The following is a 15379-nucleotide window of genomic DNA, read 5'->3' on the forward strand; positions in this document are numbered from 1 at the left end:
CAACCCGGGGCGGATTTCACGCCGCAACGGCCAATGCCGTGACAATCAGCCCGCCGCCCCGGGCAAAGCGTCCGTGCAGGGCCTCGCCCCTGACAAAGGGGGGCACATCGCTCTGGAATGTGGCGACAAAACTCTGGCCGGGGGCGTCGATCCGCAGCTCGAGCGCGTCAAAACCGATCAGGGCGTGGCTCAGCCGGTGTTGCGCCTTATAGGCCGCTTCCTTGGCCGAAAAGATCAGCTTGGCCCAGTGCCCGGCCTCATCCTGAGTGGCCAGCCAGGCGCGCTCGGCAGGGGTGCAGACGGTCTCCAGCAGGTCAGCGTCCAGCGGTGTGTCGGGTTCCATGTCCAGGCCCAGCAAGCGAAACTCGCCCTCCCAGGCGGTGGCGGCCAGACAGGCGGTGTCGGTATGGGTGATGCTGCCCAGCAGCCCCGGCGGCCAGACCGGTGCACGGTCGGCCCCCATCGGGATCGCCAGCGCCGGAGCACCCAGTTCGCGCAGCGACAGGCGGGCGGCAGCGCGCCCGGCGGCAAACTCGCGCGTGCGCTTTTCGGTGGCGCGGGGCAGGGCGGCCAGCTCTTCCGGATAGGCCTCGTAGGGGCCGGCGGGGTCGGTCGCGGCCAGTGCCACCCGCCTGTCCAGAAGCGGCGCCGCCAGCATCAGCGCGCCGGAGGCGGCCGCCCCTGTCACCGTACCCGTTCCTGTCGGCTGGCCCGCATCGCGCGCCGCCGCGACATGGTGCTGGCGCGTTCCTCGCTGTCGACGGCGGGCGGTGTCGGTTCGTCCGGGGCGCTGCCTTGTGACAGATGCGCGGCCAGCCCGCCCAGCGTGGGAAAGCGGAAGATGTCGGTGATCGGCAGGTTCGGCACGTTCAGCGCCGCGCGGATCTCGCGATGGGCCTGCACCGCCAGCAGGGAATGCCCGCCGAGGGTGAAGAAGTTGTCATCGGCCCGGATGTCGCCGACGCCTAGGATACGTGACCAGATCGCGGCGATCTGCGCCTCAGCGCCGCTGGCGGGTTCCGAGGGGGCGCTGGGTGCGGCGCGCTGTTGCACCGGTTCGGGCAGGGCCTTGCGGTCTATCTTCTTGTTGGGTGTCAGCGGAAACGCGTCAAGCGTCACGATATGGGCGGGCACCATCACCTCGGTCAGGCGCGCGGCCAGATGCGCGCGCAGGGCGGCATCCGAGACCGGCCCGCCGGTGGTGACATAACCCACCAGCCGCGTGTCGCCGCCCATTTCGCGGGCGATCACCACCGCACCGGTCACGCCGGGATAAGCCGCCATTGCGGCCTCGATCTCTCCCAGCTCGATCCGCTGGCCGCGGATCTTGACCTGATGGTCGCTGCGGCCAAGGAAATCGAGCTGCCCGTCGGCCCGCCAGCGCACCAGATCGCCGGTGCGATACATCTGCGGGGCGGCGGTCACGGTCAGACCGGCCTCGGCCGCAAACGGGTCGCGCGGGAATCGCTCGGCGGTCAGTTCTGGGCGCTGCCAATAGCCGCGTGTGACCCCCTCGCCGCCGATATGTAGCTCTCCGGGCACGCCGATGGGGCAGGGCTGGCCGCTGCCGTCCAGCACATAGACGGTGGTATTGGCAATGGGCTGGCCGATATCGACCGTGCCCTCGGCCCGGGGCGGCACCAGCGCGCAGGTGGACCAGATCGTCGTTTCGGTCGGCCCGTACATGTTGAGGATACGGGCGCCGGTCGCCTCGCGCAGATCCTCGACCAGATCGCCGGGCAGAGCCTCGCCGCCCAGCAGCAGGTGTTTCACCCGCCCCAGTGCCAGGCGCGCCTCGTCGTTCATGGCGATCATCCGCGCCATCGAGGGGGTGCACTGCATATGCGTCACCCCATGGCGCACGATCTGGGCCGCGAGCGAGAAATCATCCTCGGCCAACGCGCTGGGCGCGCGCACCCGCCGCAAGACCTCGGCCAGCGGTTTCAGCCCTTCGAGCACGACCGCAGGGTCGATGCCATAGTCGATGAGGCAAGCGACCTCGTCCACGCCGATGCGTTTGAGCTGTTCGACGCGGGCCACCGCATCACCGATGGTGCCGAACAGGCCCGAGTCCTCGAAGTACCGCTCGAAGGCGAAATCGAGGATCGCCTCCAGCTCGTCGCCGCTCAGCACCCCCAGATCCATTTCAAAGGCGTTGGTCACGCCTTTGGGTTTCTTGAAGGCGGGGAAGGCCCAGGCATATTGCTTGATCAGCCCGGCGGCGGAACGCAGATAATCCTTCATCGGCTCGCGGGCGATGCGCGCCGCCTCTTCGCGGGTATCGGCCAGATAGGTGTGCAGCATCAGCGTCACCTTGAAACCGGCCGGGTCATGGCCCGCCTCGCGCAGGGCGGCGTGATAGATGCGGATCTTTTCGGCCACCTCGTCGATGCTCTGGCCCAGAAGGTGGGTCAGCACGTTGGCGCCGATGGACCCGGCCTCGCGCCAGGTCTCCGGGTTGCCCGCCGTGGTGACCCAGAGCGGCAGTTCCTTGGACACCGGGCGCGGCTGGGTGACGACCGAATGCATGGTGCCATCGGCCTTGGCAAACTCCACCGCCTCGCCGCGCCAGAGCCTGCGCAGGGTCTCGATGGTTTCGAACATGGCGGGCTTGTTGCGCGGCGGCGTGTTTTCCGGGCGCAGGATGAAATCGTCGGGCTGCCAGCCCGAGGCGATGCCAAGCGCCGCGCGTCCGCCGGTCAGGTTGTCGATCACCGCCCATTCCTCGGCGATGCGGGCGGGATGGTGCAGCGGCGCCACGCAGGAGCCCGCGCGCACGCTCAGGTTCTTCGTCACCGCAGCCACCGCTGCGCCGGTTACCGAGGGGTTTGGATAGGGGCCACCAAAGGCATGGAAATGCCGTTCCGGCGTCCAGACCGCGTTGAACCCATGCGCATCGGCGAATTTCGCGCCTTCGAGCAGCAGTTCGTATTTCTTCGGCCCCTGACCGTCGTCATTGCCCCAATACATCAGGTTGAAGTCGATCGGCCGGTCGCTGACCGCGATCGGGCCTTTCGACACTTCGGCGCGGTTCTCGTCCGAACTCAGCACCACCTTGAAGCCGCGCGCCAGCGTCCAGAACAGTTCCAGCACCGAGATGTCGAAGCTGAGCGAGGTGACCGCCAGCCAAACCCCGCCCAATGCATGGTCGATGCGGTCATCCATCCCGGCAAAGAAATTGGCCACATTGCGGTGTTCGACCATCACCCCCTTCGGCGTGCCGGTCGAACCCGAAGTATAGATCACATAGGCCAGATCGTCGGCACTGGCGCAGCCATCGACATTCTCGGGCTGTCTGGCACCCGCCAGCGGGCCAAGGTCGAGGATTTGGGCCTGCGTCTTGGGCAAACTTTGCGCGCGCGTGCCTGTCGAAACGATGATCGCGGCACGGCTGTCACTCACGTAATGGGCGATGCGGTCGGCCGGATAGGCGGGGTCGAGCGGCACATAGGCGCCGCCTGCCTTGAGCGCGGCCAGCGCCGCGATCAGCAGTTCGGGGCTGCGGTCGAGATAGATGCCGATATGGCTGCCGGGGCCAGCGCCCATCTCGCGCAGGCGCGCGGCCACCGCATTGGCCCGGGCGTTGAGCGCGGCGTAGCTGAGCGTTTGACCCTCGAATACCAGCGCCGGGGCTTCGGGCGTGCGGGCGGCCTGATCCTCAAACGCGCGGTGCACCGTCAGCGCCCGGTCGTAATCGCGCGCGCTGCGGTTCCAGTCGCTGAGCATGGTCGAGCGTTCCGAGGCCGGCAGAACCGGCAGCGCGGCGGCGGTATCGGTGGCGCGCGCGCGCCCCATCGCATGCATCGCGGTTTCCAGCCGCCGGGCCAGGATCTCGGTCCGGCGCGGGTCAAGCCGCGCGGCATCAGCAAAGAGCGTGGCCTGACCCCGGTCCAGCGCCACGGTAAGCGCAGCGCCCGGAACCGGCCCGGCGCCATCCAGCGCCAGCGCCACCTGCGGCGTGTCGCGATGGGCGATGCGCGGGTCGCGCAGCAGCAGATCGGCGGGCGGCGCGCCCTTGGCCCGGGCGGCCTCGACCGTCTGTTCGATCCAGCCGATCAGGTCGGCCCGGGTCGAGGTCAGCGCCGCCTGCAAAGGCACCCAACCGTTGATATACCCCTCGGCGGCGGCCTGTTGCATGGCGCCCGTGGTCAGCGCCAGATCGCCGAATTCTTCGCCGCTGCTGCGCAGGGCCCAGACCACCACAGCCGCCATCAGCGCCGCATCGTCCAGCCCGTGGGGCACCGAAATGCGGTGCGGACCGGGGATGCCCGGCGCGGACGAACCGGCCAGCGGCACCGGCAACGGTCGCATCGCGGCAAGAGGCAGGCGCCAATGCCGCTCGGCGGGCAGGGCGGCGGCAAGCGCGCGGTCAAGTGCCGCGCTCTCGGCGGCAGAAAGCGCGGGCAGGCGTTGCCCCTCGGGCACCAGCGCGGCCAGATCGACCGGCGCGCCATCCAGCGCGCGCAACCCGCTCAGCACCAGATCGCCCTCGCCGCAGGCAAGGGTCAGGCTGTCGGAGCTGCTGGACAGAACCGTGCCCGGCAGCGCGCCGGAACGGCCCTCGGCCCGGGCGCGGCCCACGGCCAGCACCCGCCCGCCGGCCAGGATCTTGGCGCAGGTCAGCGGGTTGGCGTAATCGCCGAAATCAAGCGCGCGCACCAGCGCGGCGAGTGTCGCGGCGGGTTTGGTGAAATCCAGCCGCCCGGCGGCGGCAGGCCGGGCGTCGCGCCCGAAATAGCTGCGCTGGCTCAGATCCTGGGCCTGCCGCTCGAGCCCCTGTTCCAGCTGCCCGGCCACGCGCGCGAAACTGTCCAGCGCCGCGCCGTAGCATTTGGAGTTCAGCGAAAATGCGGTGTCGTCCTCGGCGATATCGAACATCTGCTGGGCCAGGATATCGCCTTCGTCGATGCCGCCCTCGATCAGGTGCCAGGTGACACCATAGCGGGTTTCGCCCGCCATCAAGGCCCATGCGGGGGTGTTGAGACCGGCATAGCGTGGCAGCGGCCCGTCGTGAAAGTTGATCGCGCCCTGGCGTGGTAGGGCCAGCAGCGCCTCCGGGATCACCCGCAGATTGGCGATCGACAGCAGCCAGTCGAACCCGGCACCGGCCAGATGCCGGTCCAGATCAGAGAGGTCGCGCATATGGGCCAGCCCTTTGCCCCGTGCCCAGGCGGCGATTTCGGCATCGGTCGAGACAACGGCGGCGATCTTGTGGCCCCGATCAAGCAGCATCTCGCTGCACCCGATCAACAGGGATTCGTTTCCGATCACGACATGGCTCAGGCTCATCTGCTGTCCTCCGGGATGGCGGCAATTGGGGCGGGGGCGGTGCGGGGCCGGCCCAGCGCGGCGCGCAGGGCATGAGTGACCAGATCGCTCAGGAAGCGATCAGGATCGGCCTGCGGCTTGGCCTGCAGCAGACGGCGCAGGCGCCAGATCATGGCACCGGCCACCAGCGCCAGCGTGGCGCCCGCCGCATAGGCCCGCCCATGGGTTTTCAGGTAGTAGTGAAGCCGGGAATCGAACCAGTATTGCGGGGTCCGGTTCCAGCTTTTCATGCCGGTGCTGGCCGAGCCGATATGCACCACACCCACGTCAGGCAGGTAATGCGTGCTCCAGCCCTCGGCCTGGGCGCGATGGCAAAGATCGGTTTCCTCGAAATAGAGAAAGAAGCGTTCGTCGAACCCGCCGGTGGCCGCAATCACCTCGCGCCGGATCATCAGGCTGGCGCCCGAGGCCCAGTCGACCCGTGTGCGCCGCGCGGGCAGGGGCGGCGCGATGATGCGCTCGCGCAGCAGGCGGCTCAGCGGGCCGGTACGGGCGGCGGCCTCGAACTCGCCCGCTGCAGTGGGAAAGCGAAAGGCGGTGCGGTGCGGATCATCGTCGATGCCGCGCACGGCGCTGGCGGCCAATCCCGCATCGGGGGTTTCCAGCAGGAAATCGCGCAGGCCGCGGATGCAGCCCGGATCGGGCCAGGCGTCCGAATTCAGCAGGTAATAGAAATCAGGCGCGGCCCCGTTCGACAGACCCGCGGTCATGCCCACGTTCATCCCGGCGCCAAAACCGCCATTGCGCCCGCTTTGCACCAGCCGCAGCTTGCCGCTGGCCAGCCAGCCATAGTCGGACGCGGCCTTGGAAAGCTTCTCGAACGAGCCATCGCCCGAGGCATTGTCGACCACCACGATCTCGCCCGGCAGGCCCTGCATCTCGCGCATGGCGGCCTCGCAGGCGCTGATCGTCAGATCGGGCGTGCGGTAGTTCAGGATGACGGTCAATACGGTTGCGCTGCTCATGGTCTCACTCCGCCGCATGCGGCAGGGCGCCGGGTTTGTCGATGGCGTTGAGCTGGCCGCGCAGATGCTCGGCCAGGACCGAGACATTGGGGACCAGCACCATGCTGTCATGGTCGCCGGGCACCTCGATCACCTCGAGCGCCGCGATCCAGCGGCCCCAGTCGTTGTCGGGATAGACATAGTGGCGTTCATGATTGACCCAGTTGCCGCCCGACACCTGCCAGAGCCGTTCCAGCGGCGGCCGGAACAGTACTGTGGCGCCCTCCCATGGCCGTAGCGCATAGCCCGCCGCCGAGCGCAGAAAAGCCGCCTCGATCCGTGTGTTGTTGAAGGCACCACCGCCGCTGTCCTGAGCCGGGCCGCGCCTGCGCTGCACTTCCCAGGCAAAGCGCGCCTTGACCCAGTCGACCAGATAGCGCGGGCCACGTTCGCGGAATTGTTGCAGCTTGATCAAGGCCTTGTCGCTGCGGCCAAGGGGTGGGCGCTGCGGCAGCGGGGTGTCGAGCAGTACGAGCAACGCCACCTCTTCGCCCGCGTCGCGCAGTTGTTGCGCGATCTCATAGGCAATGATGCCGCCGCCCGAGAAACCACCCAGCAGATAGGGGCCATGCGGCTGCACCTGCCGCATCTCGGCGATATAGTCGCGCGCCGCCTCGGGGATAGTTTCATGCGGGGCATCCTCGCCCACCAGCCCGCGCGCCTGCAGGCCATAGACGGTCCGGTCGCGGCCGAGCATCAGTGCCAGATGGCGCAGGTTGAGCACATTGCCGAACATGCCGGCCACCACGAAGAACGGGCTGGCATGGCCGCCCGCCGCCTGATGCAGCGGCACCACATGGGTCAGGTCGGGCGCGCTGGCCTCGGCTGTTTCGGGGCTGTCGCCCGTGCCGCTGCGGCCCAGCCGCGCGTCGATCCGCGTGGCGATGGCCTCGACGCTGGGTGCCTCGAACAGCAGCGAAATCGGGAATTCCACCGCAAAGGCGCGGTTGATCTGCGCAAACAGGCGCACCGCGATCAGGGAATGACCGCCAAGGTCGAAGAAACTGTCCTGCGTGCCGACCTTGCTGACCCCCAGCAGGGTTTCGAAGAACCCGGCCAAGGTCTTTTCCGTCTCGGTCGCGGGCGCCACATAATCGGTGTCCAGCTCGGGCCGATCAAAGCTCTGCCCGGCCTCGGCCGGGGCGGCGACCTGATCGGCCTCGGCGATCAGCCGGGGCAGGTCGAGCGAGCTGACCACCAGTTGCGGCAGGCCGGTGCCCAATGCGCGCACCAGCGCCTCGGCGCCTTCTTCGGCGCGGATGCCCTGGGCGATGTTGTGATGCAGGCGCTGTTCCTCGGGGGACAGCGGCGTCGATTGCCGCGCGGGTTCCAGCCCCAGCGCGCGCGCATCCGCATCGGGGCGTTCGGGATCGCTGAGGTCGATGGTGCCCGAGGTGCGCTGCATCTGGAACCCTTCGATCTCGACCAGAACGGCGCCCGTGGCATCGCTCAGCGTGATGTCGAAGGAGGCATGCCCCGCCACCGAGGCCTGATCCGGCGTCAGGCGCATCCAGCTGCGGATTTCAGCAGGCAGCGGCGCATGGACCCGGATCGAACGGTAGGAGACCGGTACCCAGAGCGTCGTGTCATCATAACCGGCGGCTAGCTCGATCGCCCAGCCGGTGGCCAGGTCGAGCAGGCCGGGATGCATCCGGTACCCCTTGTCCAGATCGCCGCGATAGGCTTCGGGCAGGGCAAGCCGGGCCAGCCCCTCGCCCGTGCCGCGCGCGGTGGCGCGCAGCACCTGCCAGCGCGGGCCGAATTGCAGGTGCCGTTCCTGCGGGCTGTGCAGCACCGCGTTGGGCGCGGCGCTCTGTGCCTCGGGGCAGCGGGTGGCAATGGCAGCCAGGTCGAGCGGTTCGGCCTGTGCCCCGGGCGCGGGCACCAGCCGGGCCTGCGCGTTCTGGGCATAGCCGCCGCCGGGCAGCGCGCTCCAGACGGAAAAGGCAACGCCGTCCGGCGCGTCTTCCAGCCGGACCACCACCTCGCGCGGGGTGCCGTTCACCCTGAGCGGGCGGAAGAAATAGAGATCGCGGATGTCATAAGGATGCGTGATGCCCTGGGCGTGCAGTGCTTGGGCGGCCAGTTCCAGATAGCCGGTCCCGGGCAGCAGCGCGGTACCATCGGCGGTGCGGTGTTCGTCAAACACCCAATCCTCGGCGCTCAGCCGCGAGACGAACAGGCGGTTGCCCGCCTCGTCAAACCCGGCCTCGTGCAACAGCGGCAACCCGGTCGGGCTGCGGGCGGTGTCGTGACCGGTGCCCAGCCGCGCGGCGCGGGCATCGGCGGCCATGCCGACATCGGCCCAGACCCCCCAGTTGACCGCGACCACCCGGGTTGCGCCGCCCTGCCGGCTGTCGGCAAAGGCGTTGAGATATTCGTTGGCGGCCACGTAATCGACCTGCCCCGCCGGGCGGCTGGCGGTGGATGACGAGGCACAAAGCACCATCAGCTCCAGCACCCCGTCGGGGAACAGCTCGTCCAGCACCCTCAGCCCGGTCATCTTGGGCGACAGGACCCGGTGCAGATCGGCCTCGGTCTTGGCCAGTGCGGGGCCGTCGGCGATATGGCCGGCGGCATGGATCACGCCGGTGAGCGCGCCGAACCGGTCCTCGGCCAGGGTCAGCGCGCGGCGCATCTGGTCGATATTGGCCACATCGGCGGCAATCGCCATGACCTCGCCGCGCTCCAGCGCCTCCAGCTCGGCCAGGGCGCGCAGGCGGCGGCTGGTGCGGTCGGCGGGGCTGTGCCCGGCCAACCACGCGGCAGGGTCGGTGGGCAGCGGGTCACGCCCCAACAGGATCACGTTCGCGCCGTGGTGGTCCATCAGGTGGCGGGCCAGCGTCAGACCGATACCGCCGAAACCGCCGGTGATCAGATAGGTGCCACCGTCGCGGAACGCAGGCCCTGCGTCGGTCAGCGGCGCCGGGCGGTAACTGCGCGCGTACCGCTTGCCGTCGCGCCGCGCAGCGAACGCGTTGCCGGGTTCGACCAGCAGCTCTTCCAGCAGGGCCGGGGTCAGATCCTCGTCCTGCTCGGGTGCCGCGCCGCGCAGGCGCGCAAAAAGCGGCGGGCGCAGCCGGGCGGGCAGTTCGATATCCACCGTTGCGCAGGTCAGTCCGGGCATTTCATGCGGCAGCACCCCCATCGGCCCGGCGATGGTGGCCTTTTCGGGATAGGCCAGCCCCTCGTCGCGCAGCCGCGCCGCGCCCGAGGTGAAGACGGTGATATGCAACGCTCCGGGCAGGTCCACCTGCCCCAGCGCCTGCGCCAGCCAGGTCAGCCCAAAGAAGCCGTGTTCCATGTTGCGGTCATGAAAGCTCGACCCGGGGCGAAAGCGCTCCGCCTCGGTCACAAGCCAGAAATGACCGATCCGGTCGGGCAGCCGCTGCTGCTCGTCCAGGTCACGCAGCAACAGGTCATAGCCCATCCGCCCCTGTTCGGGCGCGAGCGTATAGCTGCCATCGGTCAGGCGGGCATAGCTGTCGCCCGAGCGGACGCGGGTGACATGATGACCAACGCCCTCCAGCCTTTGCGCGGCGGCCTCGGCCAGCCCGGTCTCGTCCATGAAGAACAGCCAGTTGCGCGGCGCGGCCTCGGCCAGCTCGGTAGCCGTGTCGATATCGCAATCGGCCAGACGCGGACGCCAGACCGGGCGCCAGCCCCATTGGCTCAGGTCGTCGCTGCGCGCAGGCAAGGCGCGCGGCGCCTCGGCCTGCCGGGTGCCGGGCTCGATGAAGTAGCGGCTGCGCTGAAAGGCATAGGTCGGCAAGGGCAGGCGGCGGCGGTGCGCCTCGCCCCAGATCTGGGGCCAGTCGGCTTCGACCCCGCAGGCCCAGAGCCGCCCGATCACGCCCAGGAAATAGGCATCATCGGCAATCTCCTGATCGGGGTGGCGCAACGAGCTGAGCACCTGGCCCGGGGTCACACCCGGGCACATCTGTGCCAGCGAACTCAACGCCTTGCCCGGACCCACCTCGAGGAAGACCCGGTCAGGGTCTGAGGAGAGGCCCGCGATGCAATCGGCGAAATGCACCGTGTTGCGCAGCTGCGCGACCCAGTAATCTGGGCTGGTGGCCTCGGCCTCGCTCAGCACCGCGCCGCTGCGGTTGGACTGGATCGGGATCTGCGGCGCGCTCAGTGTCAGGCCGCGCAGGAAATCGCCATATTCCTTCAGGATCGGCTCCAGCATCCGCGAATGGGCGGCGATGTCGATCTGGATACGCTGATACTCGACCTCGCGGGCCTTCAGCACTGCGGCCAGCCGGTCCAGCGCCGCTTGCGGGCCGCTGACGGCGGTCAGGCGCGGCGCGTTGACGCTGGCGATGTCCAGATCCTCGCCGATCAGCGCCTGCACCTCGTCCAAGGGCAGCGAGATCGACAACATGCCGCCCGGCGCCACGGTGTCGAACAGCCGCCCGCGCAGAAGAACCAGGTCGATGCAATCCTCGAACGCGATCACGCCTGCCAGACAGGCGGCGGTGTTCTCGCCCATGGAATGGCCGACCAGCGCGGCGGGCCGCACGCCCCAGCTGAGCCAGAGCTGGGCCAGCGCATATTCCACGATCATGATCAGCGGCAATTGCACCGAGGGCTGTTGCAGCTTGGCGTCTGCCTCGGCAGTATCGCCATCGGGCAGCCAGATGGCGCGGATGTCGTAATCGAGGCTCTGTTGCAGATGCGCCAGCCCCCGGTCCATCCACTCGGCAAAGACCGGTTCCACCTCGTAGAGGTCGCGTGCCATGCCGGCATATTGCGCCCCGCCGCCGGGGAACATGAAGACCACATCGGCCCCGGCCCCCAGCGCGTCATGGGTGAACACCCGGCGCGGATCGCCCTGGTCCAGCAGGTCTGCGGCCTCAAGCGCGGTTTCGGCCACCAGCACGCGGCGTTTCTCGAACCCGCGACGGCCCTCTTTCAGCGTATAGGCCACATCGGCCAGGTTCACGTCCGGGTTGGCGCGCAGCCAACCGGCCAGCGCCTTGGCATTGCCGTCGAGCGCGGCGCGCGAGCGTGCCGACAGGCACAGGATCTGGAACGGGAAGTCGCTTTCGTCGGAGGCGGCGCGCTCGGGCGCTTCCTCAAGGATAACATGCGCGTTGGTGCCGCCCACACCCAGACTGTTCACCGCGCCCCGGCGTGGCCCCTTGTGCGGGGTCCAGTCGGTCAGCTTGTCGTTCACCCGGAACGGGCTGGTCTCGAAATCAATCGCCGGGTTCGGCGCCTCATACCCCAGCGAGGGCGGGATCTGTTTGTGATGCAGCGCCAGCGCGGTTTTCACAAAGCCCGCGACCCCGGCGGCGGTGTCGAGATGGCCGATATTGGTCTTGACCGAGCCGATCCGGCAAAAGCCGCTTTCGGCGGTCTGTTCGCGATAGGCCTGGGTCAGGGCCGACACCTCGATCGGATCGCCCAGATAGGTGCCGGTGCCATGGCATTCGATGTAATCAATGGTCTCGGCAGGCACATCCGCCGCCTTCAGCGCGGCGCTGATCGCCTGCGCCTGACCGCCCACCGAGGGCGCCAGATAGCCCGCCTTGTCGGCGCCATCATTGTTGATGGCGCTGCCCTTGATCACGGCCCAGATATGGTCGCCATCGGCCAGCGCGTCCTCGAGCCGGCGCAGTGCCACCACCCCCGCGCCCGAGCCGAACACGGTGCCCTGCGCCCTGTGGTCGAAGGCATGGCAATGGCCATCAGGGCTGAGGATCTCGTTTTCCTTGTAAAGATACCCGCGCCCCTGCGGCAGTTCGATGGTCGACCCGCCCGCCAGCGCCATATCGCATTCGCCCTCGCGCAGCGCCTTGCAGGCATAGTGGATGGCGACCAGCGAGGTGGAACAGGCGGTCTGGATATTGAGGCTTGGCCCGCGCAGGTCGAACACATGGCTGACCCGGGTCGACAGGAAATCCTTGTCGTTGCCGGTATGGCGCAACAGGAACATGCCCACATCGTCGACCAGCCCGGGGTTCGAGCAGATGTTGAAATAGAAATAGCTGCCCATGCCGCAGCCGGCATAGACACCAATGGGCCCGGCGATGGTCTCGGGCGGGTGGCCCGCATCCTCCATCGCCTCCCAGGCGGTTTCCAGGAACTGACGGTGCTGGGGGTCGAGGATGGCGGCCTCTTTCGGCGAGAAGCCAAAGAAATCGGCATCGAACCGGTCAAACCCGTCCAGCGGTGCCGCCGCACGGACATAATTCGGGTCGGCCAGCCGGTCGGGGCGCTCGCCAGCCTCCAGCAGCGCCGCGTCATCCAGGACACGGATCGATTCGATCCCAGCCCTCAGATTGCGCCAGAATTCCGCCGCCGATTGGGCGCCGGGAACATGGACGGACATGCCGACGATGGCGATGTCTTCCTGTTCGAACTGTGTTTCACTCGTTGCCATGGCCAGACCAAACGATCCCGTTCGTTCACATCAGCCCGCCTACCCGCGCCCAATTTAGAGAGCGCCAGAGAGGGCGGAAAGTCTCGAATTTTAACAATCTCACCCGTACCGCGCTTAACCACCTGTATTCGTGACACAAAGTCTAGCGGGTTTGGAATATGTTCGCTCCAAGTTTAGGAACAAACCCAGTTCTTTCTGAATTTTGTGGCCTGAATGGGGACAATTGGTGATCATTTCAGGCGGCTCTGGGGCGGCCACATCACAGAACGGGCCGGGTTTCGTCGCTGGGGACATGCCGGCCAAGGACGGGCGCGCGGGCCTGTTGGCGGCGCCCCGGCTCTGCCACCGGGCGGCGCAGCTGTTCCACATATCCCAGCACCGCCCCGGCGCAGAGCCAGGTAAACGGCGTCAGCGTGTCATTGAGCAACATGTCGGTCATCGTGGCGGCTAGGATCAGGGCCAGCGGCGCGGCGAAATCCGAGATCTCGGCCGATTTCATTTTGCGGGATTGCCAGGTCATCATGGCAATAGGCGCTGCCAAAAGGCCCATTTTCGCAATATATCCGAGCCAGCCGAAGGTGCCGAAAGCGATGATCCAGGCGCCATCGGGGATGGTGATGATCAGCCCGGTCTCGTCATCCAGTACCAGGTTGCGGTTCCAGCCGCCCCAGCCGAACCAGGGTTTCAGATGGGCCCGATCCAGCAGCTGTTCTTCGTTGGTAAAGCGGAATTCCAGCGATTGTGCCCGTTCCGCGCTGATCGCGGCGGCACGTTCCAGAATGGCATCCAGCGGGATGACCCCGATATTGCGCAGCGCCGGATAGGCGATGGCCAGCGCCGCGATACCCAGCGCGATACGCAGCACCGCCTTGCGCCGCAGGAACAGCACCACCGGCGTCAGCGCGAGGCCATAGCCCAGCGCGGCCAGGCTCTTGCAGGCGTTGAGCACCAGCAGCATGTAGATCAGCGCCCCGGCCCAGCGTTCGCGAATCTTGGCGCGGCTGTGGCGGGTCAGGGCGGCCACCGACAGCACCGCCGTGGTCATGAAGAAGGCCAGCCATAATCCGTGCGGCATGAACACGATGGGGCGAAAACCGCCCTCGCGGATCATCTGGTTAAAGTCGTGCTGGAAGAAGCCGTAGATATGGATGTTCAGCACCGGGGCGAACAGAATCTCGAAGATCGACGGCAGGGAATAGGCCAGGCCCGCCACCGCCATCGCCAGCACCAGATTGCGCAGCCCCGCCTCGTCTGCCAGATGCGCCCGCCCCAGAAAGAAGGGCAGCAGGATGATCAACTGGCTCAGGATGATCGACAACAGGTCGCGCAGGCCCATTCCGGGCACGTAATTGGTAAAGAAGCGGATCGGCTCGGCCTGCATCGCCATTTCAAAGATCAGCGGCTCGCGATTGGTCAGCACCGTGGGCACCGCGCACAGGACAAAGCTGAACAGCAGCACCCGCACCGGCCAGCTGTCGGGGATCAGCGGCACCCGCTTGCGCGCCACAAAGAGGCAGGCAAGGAAGGTGCTGACAGCGGCAATGGAATCCTTGTTCATCGACGGGACCAGCGGCAGGTCGAACTCGGCCACCGGCGGCAGGATCAGATAGGCCCCCAGGATGCCCCAGATGATGGCGCGCTGCAGCGGCAGGCGCGTGAACAGGAACGCGCAGGCAATCGGCCACAGCATCAGCATCAGATAGGCGACGGGATTGGGCATCTGCTCCTGCCTTATGGGTCGCATGCGGATGGGCAAAGCCTAACAGGGCAGCGCCCGCTTGTCCCGGGGGTAGCGCGCGAATGCGGCGATCCGGTGGCAGGATCGGTTCGCTTTCGCAGCAGGGGCTGGCCTGAGAGCGCGCCGGCGGCTAATCAAGGCGGGGGCAGTCGGAGGCGGGTCGATGGAATTCAGTTTTGGCACGGACAGGGTGAGCGTCAACATGCCGACCCGCGAGGCGCTGATGGGCGAGGTGGGGCGCCGGTTTCGCGCGGGCGAGGGGTTTGCCCTGGCGACGATCAACCTCGACCACCTGGTCAAGCTGGGCTGCGACCCCGTCTTTGCCCGCGCCTATGCCGGGCAGGATCTGGTGGTGGCCGATGGTCGCCCCATCGTGGCGCTGGCGCGGCTGGCGCAGCGCCCGGTCGAGCTGATGCCGGGCTCGGATCTGGTGCGCCCGCTTTGCGCGCTGGCCGCGGCCGAGCGGGTGCCGGTGGCCTTGGTCGGCAGTTCGGATGAGGCTCTGGGTGATGCCAAGCGCGTGCTCGAGGCTGAGACGCCGGGGCTGGACATTGCCTGGACCCATGCCCCCGAATACGGGTTCGACCCCGAGGGCGCGGCGGCCGAGACGATCCTGATGGAACTGGCCACGCGGCGTATCGGCCTGTGTTTCCTGGCGCTGGGCGCCCCCCGGCAGGAACGGCTGGCGCTGCGCGGCCGGGCCTTGGCGCCCGGGGTCGGGTTTGCCTCGGTCGGGGCGGGGCTTGATTTTCTGGGCGGTCACCAGCGCCGGGCGCCGCTGTGGATGCGGAAACTGGCGCTGGAATGGCTGTGGCGAATGCTGAGCGATCCGCTGCGCCTTGCGCCGCGCTACGCGCGTTGCGCGGCGATCCTGCCCGGCCATATGGTGCGGGCGCTGCGGCTGCGCGGGCGCTAGGC

At 67.9% G+C, this 15379-nt stretch carries 6 protein-coding genes; 1 reads left to right on the plus strand and 5 read right to left on the minus strand.

All coding sequences use genetic code 11. The features are described 5' to 3' along the window. Positions 1–16: 16 nt before the first annotated feature. From SPO_RS04265 to SPO_RS04285, 5 genes are all read right to left on the minus strand, one after another. Positions 17–688 (minus strand): 4'-phosphopantetheinyl transferase family protein, encoded by a 672-nt coding sequence (locus tag SPO_RS04265; protein ID WP_011046595.1) that lies wholly within the window; start codon positions 686–688, stop codon positions 17–19. Continuing rightward, positions 685–5289 (minus strand): MupA/Atu3671 family FMN-dependent luciferase-like monooxygenase, encoded by a 4605-nt coding sequence (locus tag SPO_RS04270; protein WP_011046596.1) that lies wholly within the window; start codon positions 5287–5289, stop codon positions 685–687. Before SPO_RS04270 ends, SPO_RS04265 begins: the two co-directional genes overlap by 4 nt. Then, positions 5286–6293 carry a glycosyltransferase family 2 protein gene (locus tag SPO_RS04275; protein ID WP_011046597.1) on the minus strand — a complete coding sequence of 336 codons (1008 nt, stop codon included), beginning with the start codon at positions 6291–6293 and terminating at the stop codon, positions 5286–5288. Before SPO_RS04275 ends, SPO_RS04270 begins: the two co-directional genes overlap by 4 nt. Positions 6294–6297: 4 nt before the next feature. Further along, entirely contained in the window at positions 6298–12723 is a 6426-nt protein-coding gene (locus SPO_RS04280) for a type I polyketide synthase (protein WP_011046598.1), read from the minus strand. 259 nt (positions 12724–12982) lie between these two features. Next, positions 12983–14443 carry a hypothetical protein gene (locus tag SPO_RS04285; RefSeq protein ID WP_144083955.1) on the minus strand — a complete coding sequence of 487 codons (1461 nt, stop codon included), beginning with the start codon at positions 14441–14443 and terminating at the stop codon, positions 12983–12985. Positions 14444–14624: 181 nt separating this feature from the next. On the opposite strand from SPO_RS04285, the gene SPO_RS04290 reads away from it, so the two are divergent. Next, entirely contained in the window at positions 14625–15377 is a 753-nt protein-coding gene (locus SPO_RS04290) for a WecB/TagA/CpsF family glycosyltransferase (RefSeq protein ID WP_011046600.1), read from the plus strand. Positions 15378–15379 lie beyond the last annotated feature (2 nt).

It is taken from the genome of Ruegeria pomeroyi DSS-3 (assembly GCF_000011965.2).
Classification (GTDB): domain Bacteria; phylum Pseudomonadota; class Alphaproteobacteria; order Rhodobacterales; family Rhodobacteraceae; genus Ruegeria_B; species Ruegeria_B pomeroyi.

Bases quoted from the DNA above. Each gene is read 5' to 3' on its own strand.
- SPO_RS04280 (WP_011046598.1), bottom strand. From the start codon at position 12,723: ATGGCAACGAGTGAAACACAGTTCGAACAGGAAGACATCGCCATCGTC.
- SPO_RS04270 (WP_011046596.1), bottom strand. From the start codon at position 5,289: ATGAGCCTGAGCCATGTCGTGATCGGAAACGAATCCCTGTTGATCGGG.
- SPO_RS04275 (WP_011046597.1), bottom strand. From the start codon at position 6,293: ATGAGCAGCGCAACCGTATTGACCGTCATCCTGAACTACCGCACGCCC.
- SPO_RS04290 (WP_011046600.1), top strand. From the start codon at position 14,625: ATGGAATTCAGTTTTGGCACGGACAGGGTGAGCGTCAACATGCCGACC.
- SPO_RS04285 (WP_144083955.1), bottom strand. From the start codon at position 14,443: ATGCCCAATCCCGTCGCCTATCTGATGCTGATGCTGTGGCCGATTGCC.